21 protein-coding genes are annotated in these 26,974 nt (G+C 41.5%); all 21 read left to right on the top strand.

Features of this window, described 5'->3' with window-relative positions; all coding sequences use genetic code 11:
• Positions 1-6: 6 nt before the first annotated feature.
• The 21 genes from IJI01_RS11115 (at position 7) to mmsB (ending at position 26,791) form a co-directional block, all read left to right on the top strand.
• On the top strand, positions 7-1,809 hold the full coding sequence (locus tag IJI01_RS11115; protein WP_292190160.1) for a methyl-accepting chemotaxis protein: 1,803 nt from the start codon (positions 7-9) through the stop codon (positions 1,807-1,809).
• A 138-nt stretch (positions 1,810-1,947) separates the two neighbouring features.
• Positions 1,948-4,467, top strand: coding sequence for a DUF342 domain-containing protein (locus IJI01_RS11110; RefSeq protein WP_292190158.1), 2,520 nt, complete (start codon positions 1,948-1,950; stop codon positions 4,465-4,467).
• 115 nt (positions 4,468-4,582) lie between these two features.
• Complete coding sequence (locus IJI01_RS11105) at positions 4,583-5,272, top strand: F0F1 ATP synthase subunit A (protein WP_292190156.1); 690 nt, start codon at positions 4,583-4,585, stop codon at positions 5,270-5,272.
• Positions 5,273-5,312: 40 nt separating this feature from the next.
• Positions 5,313-5,528 carry an ATP synthase F0 subunit C gene (gene atpE / locus IJI01_RS11100; RefSeq protein ID WP_013280552.1) on the top strand — a complete coding sequence of 72 codons (216 nt, stop codon included), beginning with the start codon at positions 5,313-5,315 and terminating at the stop codon, positions 5,526-5,528.
• A 28-nt stretch (positions 5,529-5,556) separates the two neighbouring features.
• A complete protein-coding gene (locus tag IJI01_RS11095; protein ID WP_292190153.1) occupies positions 5,557-6,033 on the top strand; it encodes an ATP synthase F0 subunit B in 477 nt (158 codons plus the stop codon).
• A gap of 7 nt (positions 6,034-6,040) precedes the next feature.
• Positions 6,041-7,837, top strand: coding sequence for a F0F1 ATP synthase subunit alpha (gene atpA / locus IJI01_RS11090; RefSeq protein ID WP_292190151.1), 1,797 nt, complete (start codon positions 6,041-6,043; stop codon positions 7,835-7,837).
• A gap of 26 nt (positions 7,838-7,863) precedes the next feature.
• A complete protein-coding gene (atpG, locus tag IJI01_RS11085; RefSeq protein ID WP_292190149.1) occupies positions 7,864-8,835 on the top strand; it encodes an ATP synthase F1 subunit gamma in 972 nt (323 codons plus the stop codon).
• A gap of 10 nt (positions 8,836-8,845) precedes the next feature.
• The gene (gene atpD, locus IJI01_RS11080) at positions 8,846-10,237 is read left to right on the top strand and encodes a F0F1 ATP synthase subunit beta (RefSeq protein ID WP_292190341.1); all 1,392 of its coding nucleotides are present in this window, start codon (positions 8,846-8,848) and stop codon (positions 10,235-10,237) included.
• Positions 10,238-10,239: 2 nt separating this feature from the next.
• Complete coding sequence (gene atpC / locus IJI01_RS11075; RefSeq protein WP_292190147.1) at positions 10,240-10,665, top strand: ATP synthase F1 subunit epsilon; 426 nt, start codon at positions 10,240-10,242, stop codon at positions 10,663-10,665.
• A 16-nt stretch (positions 10,666-10,681) separates the two neighbouring features.
• On the top strand, positions 10,682-11,200 hold the full coding sequence (locus IJI01_RS11070) for an LptM family lipoprotein (protein WP_292190144.1): 519 nt from the start codon (positions 10,682-10,684) through the stop codon (positions 11,198-11,200).
• Positions 11,201-11,204: 4 nt separating this feature from the next.
• Positions 11,205-12,275, top strand: a complete 1,071-nt coding sequence (locus IJI01_RS11065) for an acyltransferase family protein (RefSeq protein ID WP_292190142.1) — start codon at positions 11,205-11,207, stop codon at positions 12,273-12,275.
• Between the two features lie 74 nt (positions 12,276-12,349).
• Positions 12,350-14,815 (top strand): homocysteine S-methyltransferase family protein, encoded by a 2,466-nt coding sequence (locus IJI01_RS11060; RefSeq protein ID WP_292190140.1) that lies wholly within the window; start codon positions 12,350-12,352, stop codon positions 14,813-14,815.
• A 39-nt stretch (positions 14,816-14,854) separates the two neighbouring features.
• A complete protein-coding gene (ilvB, locus tag IJI01_RS11055) occupies positions 14,855-16,483 on the top strand; it encodes a biosynthetic-type acetolactate synthase large subunit (RefSeq protein ID WP_292190138.1) in 1,629 nt (542 codons plus the stop codon).
• 188 nt (positions 16,484-16,671) lie between these two features.
• Positions 16,672-17,154: an acetolactate synthase small subunit gene (gene ilvN, locus IJI01_RS11050; protein ID WP_026488477.1), complete on the top strand. Its 483-nt coding sequence runs from the start codon at positions 16,672-16,674 to the stop codon at positions 17,152-17,154.
• A gap of 109 nt (positions 17,155-17,263) precedes the next feature.
• The gene (locus IJI01_RS11045) at positions 17,264-18,352 is read left to right on the top strand and encodes a substrate-binding domain-containing protein (RefSeq protein WP_292190135.1); all 1,089 of its coding nucleotides are present in this window, start codon (positions 17,264-17,266) and stop codon (positions 18,350-18,352) included.
• Positions 18,345-19,820 (top strand): sensor histidine kinase, encoded by a 1,476-nt coding sequence (locus IJI01_RS11040; RefSeq protein WP_292190132.1) that lies wholly within the window; start codon positions 18,345-18,347, stop codon positions 19,818-19,820. The genes IJI01_RS11045 and IJI01_RS11040 overlap by 8 nt, the downstream gene beginning before the upstream one ends.
• Before the next feature lie 3 nt (positions 19,821-19,823).
• On the top strand, positions 19,824-21,419 hold the full coding sequence (locus IJI01_RS11035) for a helix-turn-helix domain-containing protein (protein WP_292190129.1): 1,596 nt from the start codon (positions 19,824-19,826) through the stop codon (positions 21,417-21,419).
• A gap of 15 nt (positions 21,420-21,434) precedes the next feature.
• A complete protein-coding gene (locus tag IJI01_RS11030; RefSeq protein WP_292190127.1) occupies positions 21,435-22,499 on the top strand; it encodes a sugar ABC transporter substrate-binding protein in 1,065 nt (354 codons plus the stop codon).
• A gap of 251 nt (positions 22,500-22,750) precedes the next feature.
• The gene (chvE, locus tag IJI01_RS11025) at positions 22,751-23,827 is read left to right on the top strand and encodes a multiple monosaccharide ABC transporter substrate-binding protein (RefSeq protein WP_292190123.1); all 1,077 of its coding nucleotides are present in this window, start codon (positions 22,751-22,753) and stop codon (positions 23,825-23,827) included.
• A gap of 227 nt (positions 23,828-24,054) precedes the next feature.
• A complete protein-coding gene (gene mmsA, locus IJI01_RS11020) occupies positions 24,055-25,608 on the top strand; it encodes a multiple monosaccharide ABC transporter ATP-binding protein (protein WP_292190121.1) in 1,554 nt (517 codons plus the stop codon).
• On the top strand, positions 25,601-26,791 hold the full coding sequence (gene mmsB / locus IJI01_RS11015; RefSeq protein ID WP_292190119.1) for a multiple monosaccharide ABC transporter permease: 1,191 nt from the start codon (positions 25,601-25,603) through the stop codon (positions 26,789-26,791). The genes mmsA and mmsB overlap by 8 nt, the downstream gene beginning before the upstream one ends.
• The last annotated feature ends 183 nt before the right edge of the window (positions 26,792-26,974 follow it).

The following is a 26,974-nucleotide window of genomic DNA, read 5'->3' as shown; positions in this document are numbered from 1 at the left end:
GTCATTATGGATAAAAAACGTGGTTCTTTAATGTTACCTATCGTTGGATCTATTTTTCTTGCTGTTGTGATCACTGCCATATCTATTGCAGGGTTCAACATCTATAGTACTATCAGTACAAACGCATCGCAGACAGAAGCTTATCAGAGCAGACTTAAGGAAGATATAATGACTGAGCTCAAGAACGAGACTCAGGAAGCTATGAGTATATGCCAGGTAATGTATGATAGATACTTAGCTGGTGAGATGACCATGGAAGAAGCTCAGAAAGAAGCTGCAGATATTATTAGAGAGCTTAAGTATAATGACGGATCTGGCTATTTTTGGGTTGATACTTCTAAGGGTGTAAATGTAGTTCTTCTTGGAAGAGACACAGAAGGTCAGTCCAGATGGGATAGTGTAGATCCAAATGGAACCTATTTTATTCAGGAAATGATTAAGAATGGCATGCAGGATGGTGGCGGATACACTAACCTTATGTTTGCCAAGCCAAACGAGACTGAACCTTTGCCTAAGATAAACTATACGGCATACTTTGAGCCTTTTGACTGGGTTATGGGTACCGGAGTATGGGTAGATTATATAGATACCCTTACTGCCACATATAATGAGCATGCGTCTGCAGCCCTGTCCAAAACTATCACGAGCTGTATTGTTGTTACTATTATTCTTTTGATCATTGGTATAGCTATCGCTGTATATATGGGTAAGAGAATTACAAGCCCACTTATACTGGCTACAGATCAGATGGTTCGTATGTCCAATAATGACTTTACTGATACAGAGGCAATGGATAAAGTTCGTAAGCTTCCTGCAAGAGAAAAGAATGAAATTGGCCAGATTGCTGTTGCTCTTGATCTCATGCATACAAATATCAGAGACCTTATGATGAAGATTTCTGATACAACAGCTTATGTTGCGTCTGCTTCAGAAGAACTTTCTGCAAGTGCTTCACAGTCTGCAAAGGCCAGTGAGATGGTTGCCAATTCCTGTACTAATGTTGCAGAGTCCTGTTCTGGACAGATTACGGCAGTTGCAGGTGCCAGTGAAGAGACCAAGACCTTTGTTAATAACATGCAGGAATTCCAGGATGCTATTGGCAGAACAACTGAGATGATCAAAAGCACTAATGAGGCGGCCAGCAAGGGTGCTGCTGATATGACCAACGCTACAAATATGATGGGTTCTATCAAGGAATCTGTTGAAAATACAGCAACTGTCGTAGAAGCTCTTGGAGAACAACTCAAGAACATTGATACCTTTGTTGATACTATTGCTGAGATTGCAAGCCAGACAAATCTTTTGTCTCTTAATGCCAGCATTGAGGCTGCAAGAGCGGGAGAAATGGGTAAAGGCTTTGCGGTAGTAGCCAGTGAGATAAGCAAATTGGCTGATCAGTCTAATGAGGCTGCATCCAAGATTACTGAGCTTATTGCTGAGATCATGAAGAATTCTGATGAGGCTGTTGAAGCCATGCGTGTCGGAGCACAGAACGTTGTTGAGGGTACTGAGACCGTAAATGAAGCCGGTAATACCTTTAGTAATATTGTAGACATGGTATATTCAATCTCAGAACAGTCCGAGAGAATGAGTGAGATTGTAAGCCAGTTGTCTGATGGAACAGAGACAATCGCAGATAATATCCGTAAGATTGAAGATATGAGTACAAATGTTGCTGATGAAACTCAGAATGTATCGGCAGCATCAGAGGAGCAGACAGCTTCTACCCATGAAGTTGCGGAAGCATCAGACAAACTTGCTGACAATGCGCAGGAACTCCAGGAATTTGTATCAAAATTTGCTTTATAATAACTTAATAAATATACTGCACCCTAGTCTATATGCGGGCTAGGGTGCTTTTGTGTTCCGATATAGCGTTGAGTGATAATCAACATAGTGATAAAATTACTGTGTAATACTGTATCCATTTTAATGAAGGAGCGTTTGATGGATATCGAAGATATTGATCTTATTAACGAATTGAATATCTATTCTGGACTCGAATCGTTAAGTGAAATCGCTCTGGAAAAAGAGTTGGAATTATGTAAGGGGCTGGGCGCTAATGTTGAAAAGCTGCGTAGCCTTGGTTTTAATGCGCTCCAGCTTGCTGAGATAAGAAAAGGCCTTGAGGATAAAAATGTTGATGTAAATAAGTATCTGAATCCTAAGCTTTCCTGGACGGATATGGAAGAAATGCGCCTTGAAATGTCTCAGGGCATAGATATGTCTGAGTATCGAGAGAAAGGCTTTGATAATCAGCAGCTTTATCAGATAAGAAGAGGAATTGTTGATGGACTCGATGTATCTGTTTATGCCAAAAAGGTGTATCTGGCTGATCAGATGAGAGAAATAAGACATGGACTTGCCAAGGATAATAGTGTGCCTATTATCTTTTTCCAGGATCCGGCATTCGATTCTCTTCAGATGAGGGAAATCAGGAAGGGCCTACAGGCAGGTATTGACATCTCTCCTTATGCGATGCTGGATATTCCATATATGAAGATGAGGGCTGCCAGAAAGAGTGCTGAAGATGGACTTTTCTTTACAGAGTCCGACATTCGCAGATATACAGCCAGTATATTGGAAGAAATGCATCAGGCTCATAAGGACGGCGTTAATATTGATGGATATGTTAAAAGACTTTTTGATGCTGAACAGCTTGAACAGATAAGACTGGCGCTTAAGAAGAATCTTCCTATCGACGATTTCATGACCGCTGATATGCGAGGTGAAGCGATCAAAGAGATAAGACTTGGTCTGGAAGAGGGAATAGATGTAGGTAAGTATGCTGATGTTGCCTTTAACTGGATGCAGATGCGCGAAATGCGTCTGGGACTGGAGCATCAGATAGATGTAACACCATACTGTAAGCCATTATATCAGGCTGATCAGATGCGTGAAATAAGGCTTGGTATTGAAGCGAGTCTTGATGTATCTAAATATTCTTCAATGATGTATACAGCCAAGGATATGTATCGCATCAGAAAAAAGATACTGTCTGGAGAGTTGCAGAATGTTATTGCTGATGATTCTCTGGAAGGAAGTATCCTTGACAGAACTGGAGGCGTATCAGATCAGACGGCTCTTTTATCTGATATGCTCGAAAATAGAGACCAGTATATCTCTGTTTCCGAAGATAAAATGAAATGCTGGTTAATGCTTCCTCTTAGAAGAGACGGAATAAATTATACCGAAGATGCCATTATGACGCTCTTTTTTAAGCTCAAGATAAGAAGCGGTATAGATAGAAAAGTTATCAAGGATGCTATTGCCAACCCTGAGCCTAAGAAAAAATATCTTGCTGCACAGGGTAAAGAAGTGATCAATGGCAAAGATGGCTATTACGAATACTTTTTTGACTATGAAAAGAATAATGAGATCAAGGTTGATGAAGAAGGTAACATTGACTTTTCAAACATTGAAGAGATAGAGCAGGTAAAGGTAGGAGATAAACTGGCATTATACCACAAGGCCACAAAAGGCGTTGATGGATTCAATATTTACGGCGAGATAGTAAAAGCGCAAAACGGTAAGGAAGTGCCTATTTTAAAGGGCGATGGATTCATGATCATGACCGACAGGGTTACCTATGTAGCCAAGTACGGTGGCGCTATCAGTGTGGAAGAGGGCGATATCTATATCAAGAAGATATTGATAATGTCTGAAGTCAAGATCACTGATAATAAGATAAATTACGATGGAGTAGTATTCATCAGGGGTGATGTCCATGCTGGCAGTGAGATTCATGCTACAGGTGATATTATCATCGGCGGACACATGGAAAGCTCTGAAATAGAGAGTAAGTGTAATGTTGTGATAGCAGGTGGTGCAACCTGTCCTAACAGAGGCTCGATAACAGCAAAAGGCGATATAACAGCTAAGTTCTTTGATGGAGTTACAATCAAGGGAAACAATATCTCATCGAACTATTTTATTAACTGCACTATAGAGGCCAGGGGAATGATCAGGACCTTTGGCCGCCAGGGTGTTATATACGGTGGAACGGCCTATAGCCTCATAGGAATTGAATCTGCTGAAATTGGAAACGTATCAGGAGCAAGGACAACAATCACACTTGGAGCAAACACTGCGCTTCTTGCAGAATACAGTGAATTACAGAAGCAGATCAGCAGAGAGGCTGAAGACCTTAAGAATCTGCTTAAGCAAAAAGAAAAGCTTCAGGAGATAGGTTCTGGAAACACACAGGTTATGCAGCTTAAGATCAAGATCAATGCCGCGATTGCGATTAAACAGCAGCAGATAAAGTATCTGTCAGCCAAGAAAGAAAAGCTTGAAGGAGACGTTGAGAAGGGCGGAAAAGCTACAGCGGTAGTTACAGAACAGATCTTCGCCGGAACTATAATTATTATCGAAGGTCTTGCACTTAAGATAACAGAAGACCGTAAAACTGTTGATAAAATAGTATTCAGAATCGATGCCAAAAAAGAGAAAATATTTGTATTTTAATTAAACAAAAATAAGGGGCTTTTGGGAATATAAAAAATGCCATAAAGCCCCGTTTTATCTTGCACAATCCCATACGCTTTTTTATAATAGAATATGATTGCTATGGGGGTATAAAATGGATATTAAAGAATTACTAAGAGAAGTTCTTTTAAAAGATAAGACTTTCATTCATTTGCCTTTTGGGGATGGCAAATATGATATCTATGAGTCAGTTGTGGTCATGTGGATCATAATGGCTATTATTTTGGTTGTTCTACTAATTCTTACCCGTGATTTTAAAGTTCATAATATTTCCAAGAGACAGGCGGCTATTGAGTCTTTTGTTGTCTGGATCAGGAAGATAATAGGAGGTTCCCTTGGGGAAAAGGGCGAAAGATATACTGATTATATCGTAAGTGTCTTATTATTCCTCGGCGCAGCCAATATGATAGGACTGCTTGGATTTATTCCGCCAACTATGGACATCAACGTTACAGCAGCTCTTGCTCTTATGAGTATTACGCTTGTTGAAGTGGCAGCTATCAGAGAAAAAGGACCTGTGGGCTGGCTCAAGGGCTTTGCCAAGCCTATGGCTATCGTTCTTCCTATGAATATCATGGAGCTTGCAATCAGACCTCTGTCACTGTGTATGCGACTTTTTGGTAATATCATCGGTGCCACAGTTATCATGGAGCTTATCAAGATGGTTCTGCCGGTTGTTCTGCCAGTTCCATTCTGTCTGTACTTTGATATTTTTGATGGACTTATTCAGGCATATGTATTTGTATTTTTAACATCTCTCTACATTAACGAAGCAGTAGAGTGATAGTACCACAATATAAAAACTCAAAAACGGAGGTAAAGTAATGGATTTAACAGCATTAGGAGCAGCAATTGCGGTATTTACAGGTATTGGTGCAGGTATTGGTATCGGTGTTGCGACAGCTAAGGCTACAGACGCTGTAGCAAGACAGCCAGAAGCTAATGGTAAGATCATGACTCTTTTGATCACAGGTTGTGCACTTGCAGAGGCTACAGCTATTTATGGCTTCATTGTAGCTATCATGATTTTGTTCACTTGATCAGACAGCGAGAAAGAAGGGTAATACATTGTTAGAATTTAGTTTAGTAAACATTATATGTGTCATAGTTAATCTTCTTATTCTCTATCTGATCTTCAAGAAGTTCCTGTTTGAGAGAGTAGATAAGGTTCTCATGCAGAGAAAAGAAGAAGTGGATGAGGCTACCAGAGCTGCTGATATTGCGACACAGAAGGCTCTTGATACCAAGAAAGAATATGAGGAGAAGATTGCTCTTGCTGACGAGGAAAAAGAGCAGATTCTTGCTGATATCAAGAAGCAGGGCTATGACGAGTACGAGCGCATTGTTAATGATGCCAAGAAAAAGGGTGAGCAGATCATTACAGAGGCCAAGCACAACGCTGAGGTTGAGAATGAGAGAGCCAAGGAGATTTATGCTGCTCAGCTCACAGACATGGTTATTGATGCTGCATCCAAGATTGCGGCAACCAAGCATAGTACACAAGACGATAGAGAACTGTACGATAAGTTTATAAATGAGGCTTGAGCAGAGAATGGGTGAAAAACTTTTAGCTAAACTGCGCTATGCCAGCACTGCTCCAACTACTGAACAGATTGATGGAATAAAGGCCATGCTTCGTAAGAAGTTTGATGGTGAAGACATCGAGCTGGAGGTCAGCGAAGATAAGTCTATTGGTGGCGGCTTTATTGTATCCTGCAAGAACTATGAGTATGACTGGTCGGATATTGGCAGAGCAAGGCAGCTTCGCGCAGAAATAAATAATCTCAGACGCAAGAGCGGCGATAATGACACTGGCAGGATCATTTCCATGCTCAGCACCAAGGTTGAGGACTTTAACCTTGCTGTTGAGGATAGAGAGGTTGGCAGTGTTACATGGGTTGGTGATGGAATTGCCAATATCGATGGAATTGACCACGCTTTCTACGGCGAGATAATTGAATTTGAAGATGGTACTAAGGGAATGGCCCAGGATATCAGAGATGATCATATTGGGTGTATTCTTTTTGGTAATGATACAGGAATCAGACAGGGCACCAGAGCAGTCAGAACCTACAAAGAGGCAGGTATCCCTGTTGGTGAAGCCTTTATAGGAAGAGTAATTGATGCACTTGGCGCTCCTATAGATGGAGAGGGTGATATCAAGGAGTCAGGATACAGACCTGTTGAGGGACCTGCGCCTGGTATCATCGAGAGACAGTCAGTTAATGAGCCTATGGAGACAGGTATTCTTTCTATTGATACCATGTTCCCTATTGGAAGAGGACAGAGAGAGCTTATCATCGGCGACAGACAGACTGGTAAGACATCTATAGCCCTCGATACCATCATTAACCAGAAGGGCAAGGATGTTATTTGTATCTATGTAGCTATAGGACAGAAGGCATCTACTGTAGCCAAGATAGTACAGACACTCAAAAAGACAGGAGCTATGGAGTACACAATCGTTGTGAGCTCTACAGCATCTGATACAGCACCTCTTCAGTACATAGCACCTTATTCCGGAACAGCTATGGCTGAGTACTTTATGTATCAGGGAAAAGATGTTCTTATTGTATATGATGATCTGTCCAAGCATGCTGTTGCTTACAGAGCACTTTCTCTTTTGCTTGAGAGATCACCAGGTCGTGAGGCTTATCCAGGCGATGTATTCTATCTGCATTCAAGACTTCTTGAGAGATCCAGTAAACTCTCATCAGAACTTGGTGGAGGTTCCATTACAGCGCTTCCGATCATAGAGACACTTGCAGGTGATGTATCTGCATATATCCCTACCAATGTTATTTCCATTACAGATGGACAGATATTCCTTGAAAGCGATCTGTTCTTTGAAGGAATGAGACCAGCCGTAAACGTTGGTCTGTCCGTATCCCGTGTAGGTAGTGCGGCTCAGACTAAAGCCATGAAGAAGGCTGCGGGCAGTATCAGAGTTGACCTTGCCCAGTACAGAGAAATGGCGGTGTTCACACAGTTTAGTTCTGATCTGGATGAGACCACCAAGAATCAGCTTGCTCATGGTAATGTCTTGATGGAGCTTCTCAAACAGCCACTTGAGCATCCTCTTGCAATGCATGAACAGGTTATAATTCTTGTTGCAGTTGGAGCCAAGAGACTTGATATGATTCCTGTTAATCAGGTAAGAGGCTACAAGAACAGACTCCTTGAATTCTTTAACACAGAAAAGGGAGATATCTGTGAAGAGCTTGAGAAGAGCGGTGAGATGTCAGATCAGCTTAAGAGAAGAATCATAGAAGCTGTCGATGAATTTATGGACGTCGAGAACAAAAAGCTCAAAGAAGAAGTAGAAGAACTGCATAAGAACAAGCAATGATACATCAGAAAACAGAGGTCTGATAATTGGCAAATATCAAGGAAATTCGTGACCGCATAAACAGCGTCAACGATACAAGAAAAATTACAAATGCCATGTATCTGATTTCCTCAACCAAGCTCCGTAAAGCCAAGAAAATGCTTAATGATACTGAGCCATTTTTCTTTTCCACTCAGGCAATGATTTCAAGAGTAGTCAGACATCTTCCTGAGGGAGTTGAGAATATCTTCTTGGAGTCAAGGCTTGATATTCCGGAGCAGGACAGGAGAAAAGGATACATCATCTTTACTGATGATAAGGGACTTGCAGGTGCTTATAACCATAACGTTATCAAGCTTGCTGAGGAACACATCCAGAAAGATGGTGACAAGTGGAAACTGTTCGTTATAGGAGAAGTTGGAAGATTTCACTTTTTGTCCAGAAATATGGATATTGAGGAATCTTTCATGTTCACTTCTCAGAATCCTACTCTTCACAGAGCCAGGAAAATAGCAGCTGAGATTCTGGATTACTACTATCGCAGAGAGATAGATGAATTCTACTGTATTTATACCACAGTTCATGGAAATGTCTGCGAGACCAGATATGAAAAGCTGTTGCCACTTGAAATCATTACAGATATTCAGAAGGAGAAGACAGCTCCAGGTACCATGCTGGAAGAATTCCTTATGGAACCAAGTCCTTCAGCGATTCTGGATAATATTGTTCCAAACTATGTCACAGGATATATTTACGGCGCTCTTGTAGAAGCCTTTTGTTCAGTTCAGAGTTCCAGAATGATGGCTATGGATTCAGCCAACAAGAATGCAGCCAAGATGCTGGACGCTCTTCAGAGAACCTATAACAGGCAGAGACAGGCGATGATCACTCAGGAGATAACTGAGGTAGCCAGTGGAGCTAAGGCGCTTAAAAGAGCCAAGATGGCTAAAATGCAGAAAACTCCCAAGGTGGAAATGCATGGCCAGGATGCGAAAATCATAGATGAAACGAGAAGATGAGGGAAAAGTCTTGAATAATGGCAAGATAGTACAGGTCATGGGACCTGTAGTAGATGTAAAATTTGAGAATAGCGAACTTCCATATATCAGCGATGCTCTCGAAGTTTATGTAGATGACAAAAAGCGTGTTATGGAGGTGTCCCAGCACATAGGCGATGATGTAGTACGCTGCATCATGTTATCTCCAAGTGAAGGACTTTGCAAGGATATGCCAGTTTATCCAACTGGTGGCCCTATTAGTGTTCCGGTAGGAGAAGAGGTTCTGGGAAGACTCTTTAACGTACTGGGTGATGCTATTGATAATAAAGGCGATGTAAAAAATGCCGAGAGATGGCAGATACACAGAGAACCACCCAAGCTTGTTGATCAGAGCCCTGTAGTAGAGGTTCTGGAAACAGGTATCAAGGTAATCGACCTTCTGGCTCCATATGCCAAGGGTGGTAAGATAGGTCTTTTTGGTGGTGCTGGTGTTGGCAAAACAGTCCTTATCCAGGAGCTTATTCAGAATATTGCGACTGAGCATGGCGGATATTCAATTTTCACAGGTGTAGGAGAGCGTTCAAGAGAAGGTAACGATCTGTGGTCAGAGATGACAGAGTCAGGCGTTATCAGTAAGACTGCCCTTGTGTTTGGACAGATGAATGAGCCACCAGGAGCGCGTATGCGTGTTGCTGAGACAGGTCTTACTATGGCTGAATACTTCAGAGACGTTAAGCATCAGGACGTTTTGCTTTTCATTGATAATATTTTCAGATTTGTTCAGGCAGGCTCAGAGGTTTCATCACTTCTTGGCAGAATGCCTTCAGCTGTTGGTTATCAGCCAACTCTTTCTACAGACCTTGGTTCATTACAGGAGAGAATCACTTCAACAAGACTTGGTTCTGTAACTTCCGTACAGGCTGTTTACGTTCCTGCGGATGACCTTACAGACCCGGCACCTGCTACTACATTCGCTCATCTGGATGCTACTACTGTTTTATCCAGAAAGATTGTTGAGCAGGGTATCTATCCGGCTGTTGATCCGCTTGAATCCTCCAGCCGAATCCTTGAAGAGGATATTGTAGGAAAAGAGCACTACGAGACGGCAATGAAGGTTCAGGAGATACTGCAGAAGTACAAAGAGCTTCAGGATATTATTGCTATTCTTGGTATGGAAGAGCTTAGTGATGAAGATAAGCTTACAGTTCACAGAGCTCGTAAGATACAGAGATTCTTATCTCAGCCATTCCATGTTGCTGAGCAGTTTACAGGTATTCCAGGTAAATTCGTTCCTCTTGCTGAGACGGTTAAGGGCTTCAAGGCCATTATTGATGGTGAGATGGACATTTATCCTGAATCAGCTTTCTTTAACGTTGGTACTATAGAAGAAGTAGTTGAGAAAGCTAAGCAGATTGAGGCATAAATATGAGTGAGGGAAAAGTTCCAACCTTTGGTCTTCAGGTAATATCTGTTAACGGTGTGTTCTATGATGACAGAGCAGAAGAGATTGTTCTTCCTCTGGATGATGGTGAACTTGCCATTCTTGCGGAGCATGAGGAGATGATCCTTGCTCTTAATGATGGTGTCATCAAGATCAAGAAGCCTGGCGGAGAATGGATTTACGGTGTTGTAAGTCTTGGGTCTGTTCAGGTTGCCAATAATAGATGTATAGTAATAGTTAATACGGTTGAGAGACCTGAAGATATTGATAAGAGAAGAGCTCAGGAAGCATACGAATTTGCTATGGAGCATCTTCAGCAGAAGCAGTCTATCAAAGAGTTTAAAAAGTCTCAGGCGGGACTTGCAAGAGCTCTTACAAGACTTAAGGCGGCTTCCAAATATTCTGACTGATTTTAGGAGACACAAGTTGTTTAGAAGTAAAGCATATTTTTTGACCATTATTATGACCGTTCTGGTATTTGCACTTACCGGATGCGGACAGAAGGGCTCTGCGGAGCTTGACGATTACAAGGCTAGTATGACAGAGTTCTATGACAAGCTCTCAAGCCTTGATGATTCTATGAACAATATTGATACATCATCAGATACAGCCAAGTACGAGCTTTTGGGATATCTTGATGAGATGAATGAAGCGTACAAGATGATGGCGGCAATAGCTATTCCAGAGGAGTTTTCAGGTATTTCAGATATAGCTGCAGAGGCTGCAGATTATATGCAGATGGCCAATGAGAGCTATCATCAGGCTTATGACGGTGTGTTTGATGAAGACAGTGAGATGCTAGCATCTCAGTACTACGAGAGAGCTAATAACAGAGTTAATGTTATGCTGCAGGTTCTTCATGGAGAGATTCCAGAGGGAGATGGTGTAATAGTTACTACGCAGGAGGCTGGTCAGTTCTCTACAATAGGAGCAACCGCAGAGTAAATACATGAAAGAAAACAAATTCTTATATGCTGTCAGATTTATTGCATGCCTGGCAGTTATAACAATTCATACAAGGTTTCCGGGAAAATTTGGTCAGGTGATGGATGCCCTGGCCAGATTTGCGGTACCTTATTTTTTTGCAGTTTCAGGAAGATATCTTTTGGATTCATCAAATGATGAGCCTGGATATATTCGCTTTAGAGCAATAAGAGCTTTAAAGAGACTACTTAAGGTTACTGGAATTGTTTACCTTATCCATCTTGTATATTCTTTTATCATCAATGTTTTTCGAGATCAGATGGCACCTCTCGAGTGGCTTACCAGTAAGTTTAATCTGACAGAGCTATCAAACTTTATCCTGTACAACTCAGGCAGATTTATCTATGACGGCTCATATACCTTTGATCACATGTGGTTCTTATTTGCACTTATCTATGTATATCTGCTGATCTGCATTTTTGCAAAAGTTCTGAGGAAATGGTACAAGGGGCTTATAGCGATTCTCCTATTCTTTTTATACCTTGGAATGCTGCTTCAGACCTATTATCCAATTAGGCCCTTTGGAATCAATATCTGTACCTGGTACGTAATGAGGAACTGGCTGTTTGTGGGAATACCTTTTGTTCTCATTGGTGTACTGTTTTCCGATTACATCAGGAGCAAGGTGGATATACTTGCTGACGCAGATAAAAAGAGCTGGCAAAAAAGTACCAGATTAAAGGCACTTGCTGGCCTTATAGCAGGTGTGGTTCTTACAGCGGTGGAAATAGAAATCTATGGCAATAAAGAGGTACACTTTGGATCTCTTATGATAGTTGTAAGCCTTTTGTTCCTATCAGAGTGCGACATGCCTTTAGGAAGCTTTGCCTGGAAGATTGGAAGGAGAGCATCCTCAAATATCTATTATTATCATGTACTCTTGATCGCAGTGATTGATCTATGCTCGCAAAAAGGCCTTATTCATACGCCTGCCATGTGGTTTAAACCGCTGCTGGTTATGGCTATTTGTGTGATTTTATTCTATTTGCTTCCAGTGATAACAGAAAAATGGTTAAAAATGCCATCTAGTACATGATGTAATTTAAGGTTATATTTGATAGTAAAATTGCTGAGATGAGCAGTTAGATAAGTATTAAAGGAAATAACGAAATGACAAAAGAAGAGTTTTTAAAACTTAGTAATAATAGAATACTGTTCCTTGATGGAGCTACTGGCACTAACCTGATGAAAGCCGGTATGCCTGCTGGCGTCTGTCCTGAGAACTGGATCCTTGAGCATAAAGATGTAATGCTTAATCTCCAGAGAAGCTATGCTGAGGCAGGAGCTGACATTATCTATGCGCCTACCTTTACTGGAAATCGCATCAAGCTTGCAGATTATGGTCTTGGAGACAGAATAGAAGAGATCAATACTGAGCTGGTGAGGCTCACCAAAGAAGCAGCGCCTGGAGCTCTTGTAGCTGGTGATATCACCATGACAGGCAGGCAGTTAAAGCCAATCGGTGACCTAGATTTTGAGGAGCTTATCGAAGTTTACAAGCAGCAGATCAGGATATTAGAGGCTGCTGGCTGTGATCTTCTCGTAGTTGAGACTATGATGAGCCTTCAGGAGTGCAGAGCAGCACTTATTGCAGCCAAGGAAGTAACAGACCTTGCTGTTATGGTAACCCTTACCTTTGAAGCTGATGGCAGAACACTTTACGGCTCAGACGCAGCATCAAGCGCTATCACACTGGAAGCTCTTGGCGCATGCGCTATTGGAGCTAACTGCTCAACAGGTCCAGACAAGATGGTCAGCATTATCAGTGATATGGCGGCGGTTACAAGTATTCCTATTATTGCCAAGCCTAACGCAGGACTTCCATCTGTTGATGAAAATGGTAATACTGAGTACGACATGGACTGTGATACTTTTGTTAAGGAGATGGAACAGCTTGTTAACGCCGGAGCTTCTATTATCGGTGGTTGCTGTGGCACAACTCCTGAATACATTAAGGGAATAAAAGATAAATACGGCGATGTTAAGCCTTTAGATATCAGAGATAGCGAAGGTAACCCTATACCTAGGAAAATCTGCGGCAGAAGATACCTTGCTTCTGAGAGAATGAGCCTTTCCTTTGGGCTTGATGAGAACTTCATGATAGTAGGTGAGAGAATCAATCCTACTGGTAAGAAGAAGCTTCAGGAACAGCTAAGAGAAGGCAACCTTGATATGGTATGTGATTTTGCTGCCAATCAGGAAAAAGAGGGCGCTTCTATCCTTGATATCAACGTTGGTATGAGCGGAATCGATGAAAAAGAGATGATGCTCAAGGTTATGGAAGAAGTAATGTCTATCACAGACCTTCCACTTTGTATTGATACAAGTAGCGCAGATGTAATGGAAGCTGCGCTTCGCCTATACCCAGGAAGAGCACTTATGAATTCTATTTCCCTTGAAAAGGGTAAGGCTGAGAAGTTCCTTCCACTCGCCAAGAAATATGGCGCTATGTTCATTCTGCTGCCACTGGCTGAAGCCCTTCCTAAGGACAGTCAGGAGAAGATTGATAACATTAATAAGATCTATGCTATGGCTTGTGAACTTGGCATGGACAAGGAAGATATAGTAGTAGACGGCCTTGTAGCAACTGTAGGTGCTGATCCTAATGCAGCTCTCAACACACTTGATACAATTGGGTACTGTCATGACAACAGCTATGCTACAATCTGTGGACTTTCCAATATTTCTTTTGGACTTCCTCAGAGAAGTAACGTAAACACAGCGTTTCTGACTATGGCTATAGCAAGAGGCCTTACTATGGCAATTGCCAACCCATCACAGGAGATGCTGGTCAATGCGGCCTTTGCTTCTGACCTTCTTCGAAAAAAAGAGGGCGCAGACGTAAGATATATCACCAGAATGGAGCGTTATGCCGATCAGAATCAGGCTGTCCCTGCAGGAACTAATGCAAATGCGTCAAAGCCTGTTTTGGAAAACGATAATATTCTTGATATAATTAAGAAAGATGTACTGACAGGTAACAAGAGAGGAATAGTCAAGGACACTGAGAAGGCTGTTAAGGAGGGCAATTCTCCCAGACAGATTCTGGATGAAGTTCTGATGCCTGCTATCAACGAAGTAGGAGATCTTTTTGATAAGGGTAAGTACTTCCTTCCTCAGCTCATTGCTGGTGCTGAGGCGATGAAGCTCTCTATCGGATATCTTGAACCTCTTTTAAAGGAGGGGGCAGATTCTGGAGAAAAGCTTCCTTCAATTGTTATAGCTACGGTTCATGGTGACATTCATGACATTGGTAAGAATCTTGTGGCGCTGATGCTCAAGAACTACGGCTTTAACGTTATCGACCTTGGTAAGGATGTTCCAAGGGAAGAGATAATCAAGGCTGCCAAGGAAAATGATGCCAAGATCATTGCTCTTTCAGCTCTTATGACTACAACTATGAAAGAGATGAAGAATGTGGTAGATCTGGCGCATGCTGAGAACCTTGATGCCAAGATCATCATTGGCGGGGCAGTAGTTACACAGGACTACGCTGATGAGATCGGTGCAGATGGTTATTCATCAGATGCTGCAGATGCAGTAAGAGTTGTTAAGAACATTCTTGGTATAGAGTAATAATAGAACAAAAGAGAAAAAGCTAAGTTGGAGGCTCCTATGACAGGTGCAGAAGTAATCGTTAAATGTCTTGAAAAAGAGAACACTAAGGTTATTTTCGGATATTCAGGTGTTGCCATAGATCCATTTTGGAATAAGATACTGGATTCTAAGATCAAAAGAGTCCTTGTGCGCACAGAGCAGAATGCTGCTCATCTTGCCAGCGGATATGCAAGAATCAGTGGAGGAGTGGGTGTCTGTGCTGTTACATCAGGCCCAGGTGCTACTAACCTTATTACAGGTATTGCAACAGCTTATGCCGACAGTATTCCTATTGTAGCAATCACAGGTCAGGTCAACAGTGACATGATCGGAAGTGATGTTTTCCAGGAGGCTGATATTACTGGAGCTGTAGAGTCTTTTGTTAAGTACAGCTATCTTGTAAGAGATGTTAATGACCTTCCCAGAATCTTCAAGGAAGCTTTCTATATTGCAAGTACAGGAAGAAGAGGACCAGTACTTATCGATATTCCTTTCGATATTCAGAATGATGAGTTTAAAGATAAATTCTCATATCCTGAGTCAATCTCCATGAGAAGCTATAAGCCTACTGTTAAAGGTAATATGGCTCAGATCAAAAAGGTTATCAAGGAAGTTGAGAATGCAAAGCGTCCTATTATCTGCGTAGGCGGCGGTGTACACCTTAGCCAGGCTACGACGGAGATAAGGAAGTTTGCTGAGCTCAATAGTGTTCCTGTTGTTACAACTATGATGGGAATTGGCGTAATGCCTTCTGATCATCCACTTTTCTTTGGAATGGTAGGTAATAACGGACAGCCATTTGCTAACAGAGCGATGAATGAGTCAGATCTTCTTCTCATGGTAGGAGCGCGAGTTGCTGACAGAGCGGTTAACAGACCAGACCTTATTACAGAGAATAAGGTAATGGTACATATAGATGTAGACCCTGCTGAGATTGGTAAAAACGTTGGACCTACAATTCCTCTTGTTGGAGATATCAAGAATATTTTTCAGGATTTCCTTGAACAGGATGAGCATGCGGATGATCACAGCGAGTGGCTTGATACGCTTAACACTTACAAGAAAGAAATGGCATCAGACAGAACACCAAGAGATGATGATTATGTAGAGCCCAAAGATTTCATGATCAAGCTCTCAGCTGCTGTTAAGGATGATGCTATCTATGTAGCTGACGTAGGTCAGAATCAGATGTGGTCCTGTGCATATTACAAGGTTAAGGATGGAAGATTCCTTACATCAGGTGGTATGGGAACTATGGGCTATTCTATCCCGGCTGCGATGGGAGCCAAGCTCGCAGCTCCTGATAAACAGGTCCTTGCAGTTATTGGAGATGGAGCCTTCCAGATGTCCATGATGGAGCTTGCCACCATGAGACAGTACGGAATCAACATCAAGATAATTGTTATGAAGAATGGTTTCCTTGGCATGGTAAGAGAGCATCAGCACTATGCTTATGACGATAACTACAGCATGGTAGAGCTTAAGGGTGATCCAGACCTTTCCCTTATCGCCGCAGCCTATGAGATGAATTACGATAAAATTACAGGTGAGGATGATATAGAAGCCAAGCTTAAAAAGTTCCTTTCTGATGACAATGCAGGTCTTTTGGAAGTTCGAGTAGACCCAATGGAACTTGTGAAGTATTGATCTGCATATAGTTCCAGACAGATATATGATTCAGTGAAGTTTTCTAATGCGAACAATGGATATACATATGAATGAATTAGTTCTGTGTAGGCAAGACAAATCCAATGATTTGGCTTGTCGAAGCGTTTAGAACTACTGATTGAATATGTATATTCATGCGAGCATATAGAAAACTGGATTGGAGTAGCATGCGTAGAATTTATTCAGTTTTAGTTGAGAATAGAGCCGGTGTACTTTCGAAGGTAGCAGGTCTTTTCTCTAGAAGGAATTTCAATATCGATTCCCTTGTTGTTGGTGAGACTGCCGATAAGGGAATATCTGCCATGACCATTGTTTCCAGCGGAGATGAGCGTACTATTGAGCAGATTGAGAAACAGCTCAACAAGAAAATAGATGTCATCAAAGTTAAGACCTTCAAGGAGAGCATGTCTATCAACAGAGAGCTCATGCTCATCAAGGTCAAATATAACAAGGAAAATCGCCGCGACATCATGGAGAACTGCGAGATCATGCATGCCCAGATCGTTGACATGTCCAAGAACCTTATGATGATCCAGATATGCGATACCTCAGAGCGTATAGAGCTCTTTATAGAAATGCTAAAAAGTGTCAGCATCGTTGAGATTGCCCGCACTGGAACTGTAGCTCTTACCAAGTGTAAGGAGCAGTAAAACTTCCAAATGCATATAGTATTACCAAGTGGATTTTTTTGTCATTGGAGATGAAATGACAAGATAATCCACTTTTGTATATAGTGGCCTATTTGATAAAATGGAGCATATGAAAAAAAGTAATGTTGATATTTATCAAAAGAGAATAAACAGACAATACCTGACGCTTTTATTTACGCTTTTCTTTGTGGTAATTACGCTTATAGCCGGTTCTTTTTACTTCAGGTTCTACAGGGCGGGGATAACAAGAAGAGCCGAAGGAAACGAGTACGATCAGTACTATGTGATGATAACTGACAATTATAAGTCGGATTTCTGGCAGTCAGTATACAGATCGGCTCTTGAGACAGCCAAAGAACATGGTATTTATGTGGATTTGTTGGGAGAGAATCTTTCGGGGGATTATTCCTGTGAGGAGCTTATGCGAATGGCTATAGCTTCCAAAGTAGATGGGATAATTGTCTATGCCAGCGAGGCAGTTTCCATGACCAATCTCATAGATGAAGCGGTTAAAAATGGTATCCCTGTAGTCACCCTGTACGGGGATAGCACGCACTCTGACAGGCTGAGCTTTGTAGGTGTCGGCGGCTATAGTGTCGGTAAGCTCTATGGCAAACAGATAGTCAATATCATCAAAGATAACAGAAGACAGGAATTACTTGAATCAGAGACTATAGGAGACAGAACCCAAATACAGATTGCTGTTCTTGCAAATGCAGATACTCTTGATGCAGGTCAGAACATTATCATTTCTTCCATGCAGGATACTATCAGGCAGGAAAATGCAACAGACTCTGAGTTTGAGGTTTCTATCGTTACTGTAGATAACACCAACGCCTTTGCTGTAGAGGAATCCATCAGAGATATCTTCATGCAGGAAGAGGTTCCGGATGTAATCGTAGCTCTAAATGAGCTTAATACTGTCTGCGCTTATCAGGCAGTTGTAGATTACAACATGGTTGGAGACGTTAATGTCCTTGGCTACTACGACTCAGAAGAAATTATAAAGGCTATCGACAGAGGAGTTATCTATGCAACGGTAGCCATTGATACTGATCAGCTTGGAACCTACAGCGTTCAGGCTCTTATGGACTACTATGAATTTGGAAATACAAGTGAATATTACACTGCAGACATCACACTTATAAACAAGGAAAACGTTGGTGACTTCAAAAAAAAGGAGGAGCAGGATGAATAAACTATTAAACAGCTCCCTCCAGACCAAGATCATAAGTGTATGTGTCTTTGCGAACATGATCATCTTCGTGGTTAATCTTTTTCTTTTACTGGGAATAAATAGTATGTCCAATGACATGGACATGGTTTATCAGGACAACAGGGCACTTAACGAGCTGACTAAGGCTCTTGATGAGGTTCAGGATTCAATGACTCTTTACCTTAGCTCCAAGACCAGTGATTCTCTTGAGAACTACTATATCAGTGCTCAGAGACTTTCTAATCTTGCAGGTGACCTTGATGATAAGATAACAGACCTCTCCTACAACAGAATGGAGAGGAACATCAAGTACATGACTGGTAATTACTTAAGTGAGGTTGAGCAGACAATTGATACCAAGCGCGGCCGAAATGTAGAAAAATACCGTGCATATTACGAGAAATCAACTGAGCTCTACAAGGATATAAAGGCATATCTTACCAGTCTTAACCTTGAGCTCTTTGTATCAAACTCAGAGAACTTCAGCACACTCATCACGGCGTTCAGATATTTTGAGGTAGTTGCTGTTGCTGTTACATTCCTGGTAATGATAGGTAATGTAATCATTATCACTAAGTTTGTTAAGACCATGATCATGCCACTTAAAAAGTTGTCTGATTCTGCTGACGAAGTGGCTGATGGTAATTTCGATATCGTTCTTCCAACAGCTCATTACAATGACGAGGTTGGAATAGTTATTGGAGCCTTTAATAAGATGGTCATCAGTATCAAGGATTATATTGAAAAGCTTCGTGAGAGCCTGGAAAAAGAAAAAGACATGCAGGAAAAAGAGCTGACTATGGAAGCTCACCTTAAGGATGCTCAGCTTAAGTATCTAAAGGCCCAGATCAATCCGCATTTTCTTTTTAACACCCTTAATGCAGGCGCTCAGCTTGCTATGATGGAGGGGGCAGACAGAACCTATGAGTATGTTCAGACTGTTGCTGATTTCTTCAGGTATAATGTCAAAAACCGTGAGGATACAGTTAAGGTTCGTGAAGAGGTTACCCTTGTAGATAACTATATTCGCATTCTGAATGTAAGATTTTCTGGAGACATAGGCTATGACAAGCAGGTTGATGAAAGGCTCCTTGAGCATGAAATGCCGAGCATGATACTGCAGCCTATAGTTGAGAATGCTGTTAATCATGGTATCAGAGAGATGGCAGGAGAAGGCAGGATCCTTCTTAAGGTCTACAGGGAAGATGACAGGCTGTGCATAAGCGTTATTGATAACGGTAAGGGAATGGATAGTAAGACCATAGAAGAGATTCTCTCAGGGACCAGAAATCCTGATGAGAGCAGATATGATAATAATGGCATTGGAATGGATAATGTCATTTCAAGACTTCGTCTTTTTGCAGGAAGGGACGATGTTATCAATATTAAGAGTGACGGCGAGGATAAGGGATGTGAGATCAAATTAAGCCTTCCTCTTGAGGAGAAGTAATGTATGTACAGAGTAATGCTTGCTGATGATGAGGGAATCGTAATAGATTCTACCAAGTTCATAATAGAAAAAGAGTTTGGAGATCTGTGTCAGGTGGAATTCGCCAAGACAGGACGCAAGATGATAGAGCTTGCTGAGACCTTCAGACCTGATATAGCAATAGTAGATATTCATATGCCTGGCATCAACGGAATTGATGCCATAAGAGAAATGCAGAGGTTTAGTAGTAACACTGTATTTATCGTAATGTCTGCATATGACAAATTTGACTATGCCAAGGAAGCTATTAAGCTTGGCGTTCTTGAGTATATCACCAAGCCCATGGATAAGACCAAGGTTGTCAGCGTACTTAAAAAGGCCATGGAGCAGATTGATTCTGATAGAGAAAAGCGCAGCAATGAGCTTCTTATTAAGGAGAAGCTTGAGACTGTTGAGCCAATCATCGAAAACGGTCTTATTTATGACATCCTTTTGCAGGAGCATTTTGAGGAAGATATTGAGAACTACAGGACTATTCTGGGAATCGATGAAAGCTATGGCTATATGATGGCTATAGTATGTGGAGACTCCCAGGAGGGTAATCATATGACTAATGCCATTGGTAGTTCCGTCAAGATATCTGGCAAGTATCAGGAGATACGAGAGGGTGTCAAAAACTTTTTTAACTGTAAGATTGGTAACGTAATGGCCAACAAGATTGCTGTCCTTATTCCGCAAAAGGATCCACAGATGGAGCTCTCAGCAAGATCAGAGCTGATTGACAGAGCAAGAGAGATGGCAAGGTATCTCAGGAAAAAGACAGACATAAGCTTCAGAGTAGGTATTGGCGGAGTTAAGCCTCTTAAGGAGCTGGGCGATTCCTACAAGGAAGCACTAAATGCCCTTATAGCAACTACTGGTTCTGTAGCTCATGCGGATGACCTTACAATCAACTGTGACTATGAAGATGGATATCCCAAGGCACTGGAGAAGCCTCTGTTCGAAGCTGTCAGCAAAGGCGATCTTAATGAAACAAGGGTGATTGCTGAGCAGTATGCTGACTGGATGTGTAAAAAAGCTATGGACGGTGACCTTATGTCTATGAGGCTTAAGGTACTTGAGTTTTCTCTTTATGCTGAGCACATCGCATACCAAAACGGCGGACAGACCTACAGGTATTCCAGTAGAAACAACTACCTGCCTGAGATAATGGCACTTGATAGCCCTTCGCAGATAAAAGAGTGGTTTATAGCCAAGGTAATTACAGCCTGCAGTGATGTAATCAGTAAGAGACAGGAGAGGTCAGGCAATATAATAAAGACCGCCAAGGATTATATAGATGCGCATTTTGATAAGGACATTTCCTTAGATGACGTATCAAAGGTAGTTAATATCTCCCCTTATTATTTCAGTAAGATATTCAAGGAGGAGAGTGGTCTTAACTTTATTGAGTATCTCACAAACATCAGAATAGATAAGGCCAAGAATCTTCTTGAGAATTCTAATCTTTCTATCAAGGAGATATGCGTATCCTGTGGCTATTCCGATCCTAACTATTTTAGCCGCAGCTTTAAGAAAAACGTGGGAGTTACACCAACTGAGTATAAAGACAGGTTCTAAAACGGGGCAGGGTTTATGGGAAAGAGAAGGTTTTATATTCTAAGGGTTATCACTAGTCTTCTCATTGCAGCATTCTTGTGTACATGCAGTGGATGTAGTGCGCCAGCAATGGAGACTGATAGCAGTAATAAAGAAAAAACTGACAAAATACAGATAGGTATGTGCTTTGACTCTTTTGTTATAGAGAGATGGCAGAGGGATAGGGATGTATTTGTATCCACAGCCAAGGAGCTTGGGGCTGAAGTCAATGTCCAGAATGCTAATGGAGATCCGCTCAAGCAAAAAGAACAGATAGAATACTTTATCAAGAAGGGTATGGATATTATTGTCATTATTAGTATCGACCCGGAAAAGATAGTTGATTCAGTCAAAAAAGCTCAGGATGAAGGAATAAAGGTCATTGCCTATGACAGACCAATTACCAATGCCGGAGCAGACCTCTATATTTCTTTTGACAATGAAATGGTTGGAGAAATGATGGGAGAGGCATTTGTGAAAAGTGGACTTAAGGGCGGCAAGGTTGTAATGATATGTGGCCCTCTTACGGACAACAACGTGCCTATGGTTCGTGATGGTTTTACAAGAGTCATGGAAGAAAATGACAATGAGGTTCTGGACATATATTATGCAGACGGTTGGAAGGCAGAGGCAGCAGGCGATTATGTATATAGCAATACAGAACTCATAGAAGAAGCTGATGCCATAATGTGTGGCAATGATGATCTTGCCAGCAGAGTGGTATATGCTCTTTCAGAAAAGAGACTTGCAGGTAAAAAGCTTGTTTCGGGACAGGATGCAGATCTTGAGGCGTGTCAGAGGATAGTAGAAGGAACACAGCTCATGACGGTGTATAAGCCTATTGAGAAGCTGGCCAGAACGGCAGCAGAGGCAGCAGTTGCCATGGTAAGTGGAGAAGAGCTTCCTGTAGATGACATTGATGAATATGATGATGGCAAGAAGATTGTTCCATATCTCAAGATAGAAACAGTAAGCGTCAGTGCTGACAATATGGATGAGGTGATAATTAAGAGCGGCTTCCATTTGGAGGAAGATGTATATCTCAATGTTCCTGGGAAATGATTATCAAAAATAGTCATCGTAAATTTACAGAATCTTAATCGTTATAGCACAAAATTGTCTCAAAGCAGTAGTACTAGCAAAATAATGCTAGCACTACTGTTTTTTATTATTAACCAACCATAAAAATTTGCTTAACATCGCAAGTTAGTGCTTGTTTTTTTATGATAAGGTGTTAACTGTAGGGAGGCATGAGCGATGCTGAACTATAAAAAAACTATAAACATATAGTAAATCTAGACGGAGGAAAAGAAATGAAGAAAAAGTTATTTAGTGTAATGCTCGCTGCTGCTATGGCAGCATCACTTCTTGTTGGATGCGGTAGTGGAGCTCCTGCTAGCTCAGGCGGCGGAAATGGTAAAGTCGGTGTTGCTATGCCTACAAAGGATCTTCAGAGATGGAATCAGGACGGAGCTAACATGGAGAAACAGCTCAAGGCAGCTGGCTATGATGTAGACCTTCAGTATGCTTCTAATGATATTGCTACTCAGGTTTCTCAGATTGAGAACATGATCAGTTCAGGAGCGAAGGTTCTCGTAATTGCTTCTATCGATGGTGATTCACTTGGAACAGTTCTTGCACAGGCTAAGGAAGCTGGAATTAAGGTTATTGCTTATGACCGTCTTATCATGAATTCAGACGCTGTTTCTTACTATGCAACATTCGATAACTACATGGTTGGAACAAAGCAGGGCGAATACATCAAGCAGCAGCTTGATCTCGACAACGCAGCTGGTCCTTTCAACCTTGAGATCTTCACAGGTGACCCTGGTGACAACAACGCTAGATTCTTCTATGGTGGTGCTATCGATGTCCTTAAGCCATACATCGACAATGGTAAGCTCGTAGTTAAGTCTGGTCAGGTTGACTTCGATAACGTTGCTACAGCTAACTGGTCAACAGAGAATGCTCAGTCAAGAATGGATGCTATTATTTCTGCTAACTATGCTGATGGAACAAAGCTTGATGCAGTTCTTTGCTCAAACGACTCAACAGCACTTGGTGTTACAAACTCTCTTGAAGCTAACTACACAGGCGACTGGCCAATCATCACAGGTCAGGACTGCGATATCGCAAACGTTAAGAACATGATCGCTGGCAAGCAGTCAATGTCTATCTTCAAGGATACTCGTGATCTTGCAGCTAAGACAGTTGAGATGGTTGACGCTATCATGAAGGGAACAGAGGCTCCTGTAAACGATACATCAACATATGACAACGGCACAGGCGTTATTCCTTCATACCTTTGCGAGCCTGTATTCGCTGATGTTAACAACTACAAGACACTCCTTATTGATTCTGGTTACTACACAGAGGATCAGCTGAAGTGAGTGATATAGCAGACAGAAGTCGAAATGTCATGTGCTTGCACAAATGACATTTTGACCTCGGGATGCGAACATACATGAGGAAGTAGCAATTTGCTTGCAAATTAGCGGATTCCGAATGTATGTAGGATTGCGAAAGCGAAGCGGAGCAATCCGTATAGAACTCAAGAAATATAAGGCGGGAACTAAAAAGCCCGCCTTTACTTTGAAAGAAAGGAGGAGGGGCAAAGGTGGAAAAGATATTATTGGAAATGAAGAATATCACCAAGACCTTTCCTGGGGTTAAGGCACTTGACAATGTAAATTTGCAAGTGGCAGAAGGTGAAATTCATGCGCTGGTTGGAGAGAACGGCGCTGGTAAGTCTACACTCATGAATGTACTAAGTGGAGTATATCCATTTGGTTCATACGAAGGCGACATTATATATGATTCAAAAGTATGCCAGTTCAATGCTATCAAGGATAGTGAAGAAAAGGGTATTGTTATCATTCATCAGGAGCTGGCTCTTATTCCGTATATGACAATTGCGGAGAATATGTTCCTTGGAAATGAGAGAGGAACAAAGTTTAGAATTAATTGGAATGAAACTAACGAACTTGCTAGAAAGTTCTTGGATATAGTAGGTCTTCATGAAAGCACACAGGCGCTTATCAAAGATCTTGGTGTTGGTAAGCAGCAGCTTGTTGAAATAGCTAAGGCTCTTTCAAAGGATGCCAAGCTTCTTATCCTGGATGAGCCTACATCATCACTTAATGAGACAGATTCTAAAGCTCTTTTGGATCTGCTCCTTAGACTTAAAGCAGAAAGAAATCTTACATCTATTATTATTTCTCATAAGCTCAACGAGGTATCCTACGTTGCGGATAAGATCACGGTAATAAGAGATGGTTCTACTATAGAAACTCTTACTAAGGGCGTAGATGATTTCTCTGAGAGCCGCATCATCAAGGGTATGGTTGGTCGAGAAATTTCAGATCGATTCCCTAAGAGAGAACCTCATATCGGCGATGTTATGCTGGAAGTTAAGGACTGGAATGTATATCATCCTCTTCACAAAGATAGAAAAGTTGTTGATAACGTAAATATCAATGTAAGAAAAGGTGAAGTTCTTGGTATTTCAGGACTTATGGGAGCAGGCAGAACAGAGCTTGCAATGAGTATCTTTGGAAAGAGCTATGGAGAAAATATTTCTGGACAGATCCTTATAAATGGGGAACCTGTTGACCTTAAGAACGTAAATACAGCCATCAAACATGGACTTGCATACGTTACTGAGGACAGAAAAGGAAATGGACTTATTCTTTCAAATCCTATCAAGATAAATACAACTCTTGCTAATCTTGATGATGTCAGCAACAGGAGTGTAATTGATAAGCACAAGGAGTATTCAGTAGCGGTAGAGTATAAGGAAAAGCTTAAAACCAAGTGTCCTACAGTAGAACAGAATGTTGGAAACCTTAGTGGTGGTAATCAGCAGAAGGTTCTTCTTGCAAAGTGGATGTTTGCTAATCCGGATATTCTTATACTGGATGAGCCCACAAGAGGTATCGACGTCGGTGCCAAGTATGAGATTTACTGCATTATTAACCAGCTGGTAGCAGAGGGAAAAGCCGTTATCATGATTTCATCTGAAATGCCAGAGATCCTGGGAATGTGCGACAGAATATATGTTATGAACGAAGGCAAGATGGTAGGGGAAATGGATGCCAAGGATGCAACACAGGAGAAGATTATGGCTTGCATCTTAAGATCTGCCGATGTTAAGGAGGAGAAACATGAATAAGGACAAAGTATTTGGATTTTTGAAAAAGAACACTATGATCATAGTGCTTCTCATAGTATTGGGATTCTTCTCATGGCAGACAGGTGGAGCAATCCTTCTGCCAATGAATGTAAGTAACCTGATTTCGCAGAATGCATATGTATTTATCCTGGCAACAGGTATGCTGCTCTGTATCTTAACTGGTGGTAACATCGATCTTTCAGTTGGATCAGTTGTTTGTTTCGTAGGTGCGGTTGGTGCGACACTCATGGTTAACCTAAATGTTCCTGTGTGGCTTTCAATCCTCTCTATGGTTCTTATCGGAACAGCAATTGGTGCTTTCCAGGGCTTCTGGATCGCATTCGTAAGAATTCCACCTTTCATCGTAACACTGGCTGGAATGCTTGCTTTCAGAGGTCTTTCAAATGTAGTACTCGGCGGTCTTACAGTATCAATCAAGGATAAGACATCATTTGTTAACCTCTTTGGTGGCGGTGCAGATTGTTATATTCCTGACTTCTTTGGAAATGGAAGCCTTAACCTTACATGTCTCTTTGGTGGAATCCTTGGAGCAGTTGCCATTGTTTCACTTAGCTTATTCAGCCGTAAAAAGAAAGTGGACAGCCACTATGATGTAGAACCATTATGGGCATTTCTTGGTAAAATGATCCTCATTGCTGCAGCACTTCTTGCTTTTGCTTATAAGCTTGCTCAGCATAAGGGTATTCCTACAGTTCTTATCTGGGTACTCATCGTAGTAATCATCTATGGTTACATTACAAGCAATACAACAACTGGTCGTTATTTCTACGCAGTAGGTGGTAATGAGAAGGCTACAAAGCTTTCTGGTATCGATACAAACAAGGTATACTTCCTTGCTTACACAAACATGGGATTCCTTGCAGCACTTGCAGGAATGGTTACAATAGCAAGACTTACATCAGCTCAGCCAACATATGGTCAGAACTACGAGATGGATGCTATCGGTTCGTGTTTCATCGGTGGAGCATCTGCTTACGGTGGAATCGGTACAGTTCCGGGGGTTATCGTTGGTGCGGTTCTTATGGGTGTTATCAACCTTGGTATGTCTCTTATGGGTGTTGATGCCAACATGCAGAAGGTTGTAAAGGGTGTCGTTCTTCTTGCAGCTGTTATCTTCGACGTTGTATCTAAGCGTGGTGGTAAGATGATCGTTAAGAACTAATATTAAATATCTATAAACTATGCCAGGGAGTGCGATCTAAAGGATTGCACTCCTTGTTTTCTGTCCCGTAGCCATGCTATTTATTGGAAAAAAATATGCTGAAAATGGGATGTTAAAAAAATATCAAAAACCATTGAAAAACTAGAGAATTTGTGCAAAAATAAAAATGGTGTTCTACGGTCG

Source organism: Butyrivibrio sp. (genome assembly GCF_017433805.1).
Taxonomy (GTDB): domain Bacteria; phylum Bacillota; class Clostridia; order Lachnospirales; family Lachnospiraceae; genus Butyrivibrio.
This window is presented reverse-complemented; position numbering and strand designations above follow the sequence as displayed.

Bases quoted from the DNA above. Each gene is read 5' to 3' on its own strand.
- IJI01_RS11115 (WP_292190160.1), top strand. From the start codon at position 7: ATGGATAAAAAACGTGGTTCTTTAATGTTACCTATCGTTGGATCTATT.
- IJI01_RS11110 (WP_292190158.1), top strand. From the start codon at position 1,948: ATGGATATCGAAGATATTGATCTTATTAACGAATTGAATATCTATTCT.
- IJI01_RS11105 (WP_292190156.1), top strand. From the start codon at position 4,583: ATGGATATTAAAGAATTACTAAGAGAAGTTCTTTTAAAAGATAAGACT.
- atpE (WP_013280552.1), top strand. From the start codon at position 5,313: ATGGATTTAACAGCATTAGGAGCAGCAATTGCGGTATTTACAGGTATT.
- atpA (WP_292190151.1), top strand. From the start codon at position 6,041: ATGGGTGAAAAACTTTTAGCTAAACTGCGCTATGCCAGCACTGCTCCA.
- atpC (WP_292190147.1), top strand. From the start codon at position 10,240: ATGAGTGAGGGAAAAGTTCCAACCTTTGGTCTTCAGGTAATATCTGTT.
- IJI01_RS11065 (WP_292190142.1), top strand. From the start codon at position 11,205: ATGAAAGAAAACAAATTCTTATATGCTGTCAGATTTATTGCATGCCTG.
- IJI01_RS11060 (WP_292190140.1), top strand. From the start codon at position 12,350: ATGACAAAAGAAGAGTTTTTAAAACTTAGTAATAATAGAATACTGTTC.
- ilvB (WP_292190138.1), top strand. From the start codon at position 14,855: ATGACAGGTGCAGAAGTAATCGTTAAATGTCTTGAAAAAGAGAACACT.
- ilvN (WP_026488477.1), top strand. From the start codon at position 16,672: ATGCGTAGAATTTATTCAGTTTTAGTTGAGAATAGAGCCGGTGTACTT.
- IJI01_RS11045 (WP_292190135.1), top strand. From the start codon at position 17,264: ATGAAAAAAAGTAATGTTGATATTTATCAAAAGAGAATAAACAGACAA.
- IJI01_RS11040 (WP_292190132.1), top strand. From the start codon at position 18,345: ATGAATAAACTATTAAACAGCTCCCTCCAGACCAAGATCATAAGTGTA.
- IJI01_RS11035 (WP_292190129.1), top strand. From the start codon at position 19,824: ATGTACAGAGTAATGCTTGCTGATGATGAGGGAATCGTAATAGATTCT.
- IJI01_RS11030 (WP_292190127.1), top strand. From the start codon at position 21,435: ATGGGAAAGAGAAGGTTTTATATTCTAAGGGTTATCACTAGTCTTCTC.
- chvE (WP_292190123.1), top strand. From the start codon at position 22,751: ATGAAGAAAAAGTTATTTAGTGTAATGCTCGCTGCTGCTATGGCAGCA.
- mmsB (WP_292190119.1), top strand. From the start codon at position 25,601: ATGAATAAGGACAAAGTATTTGGATTTTTGAAAAAGAACACTATGATC.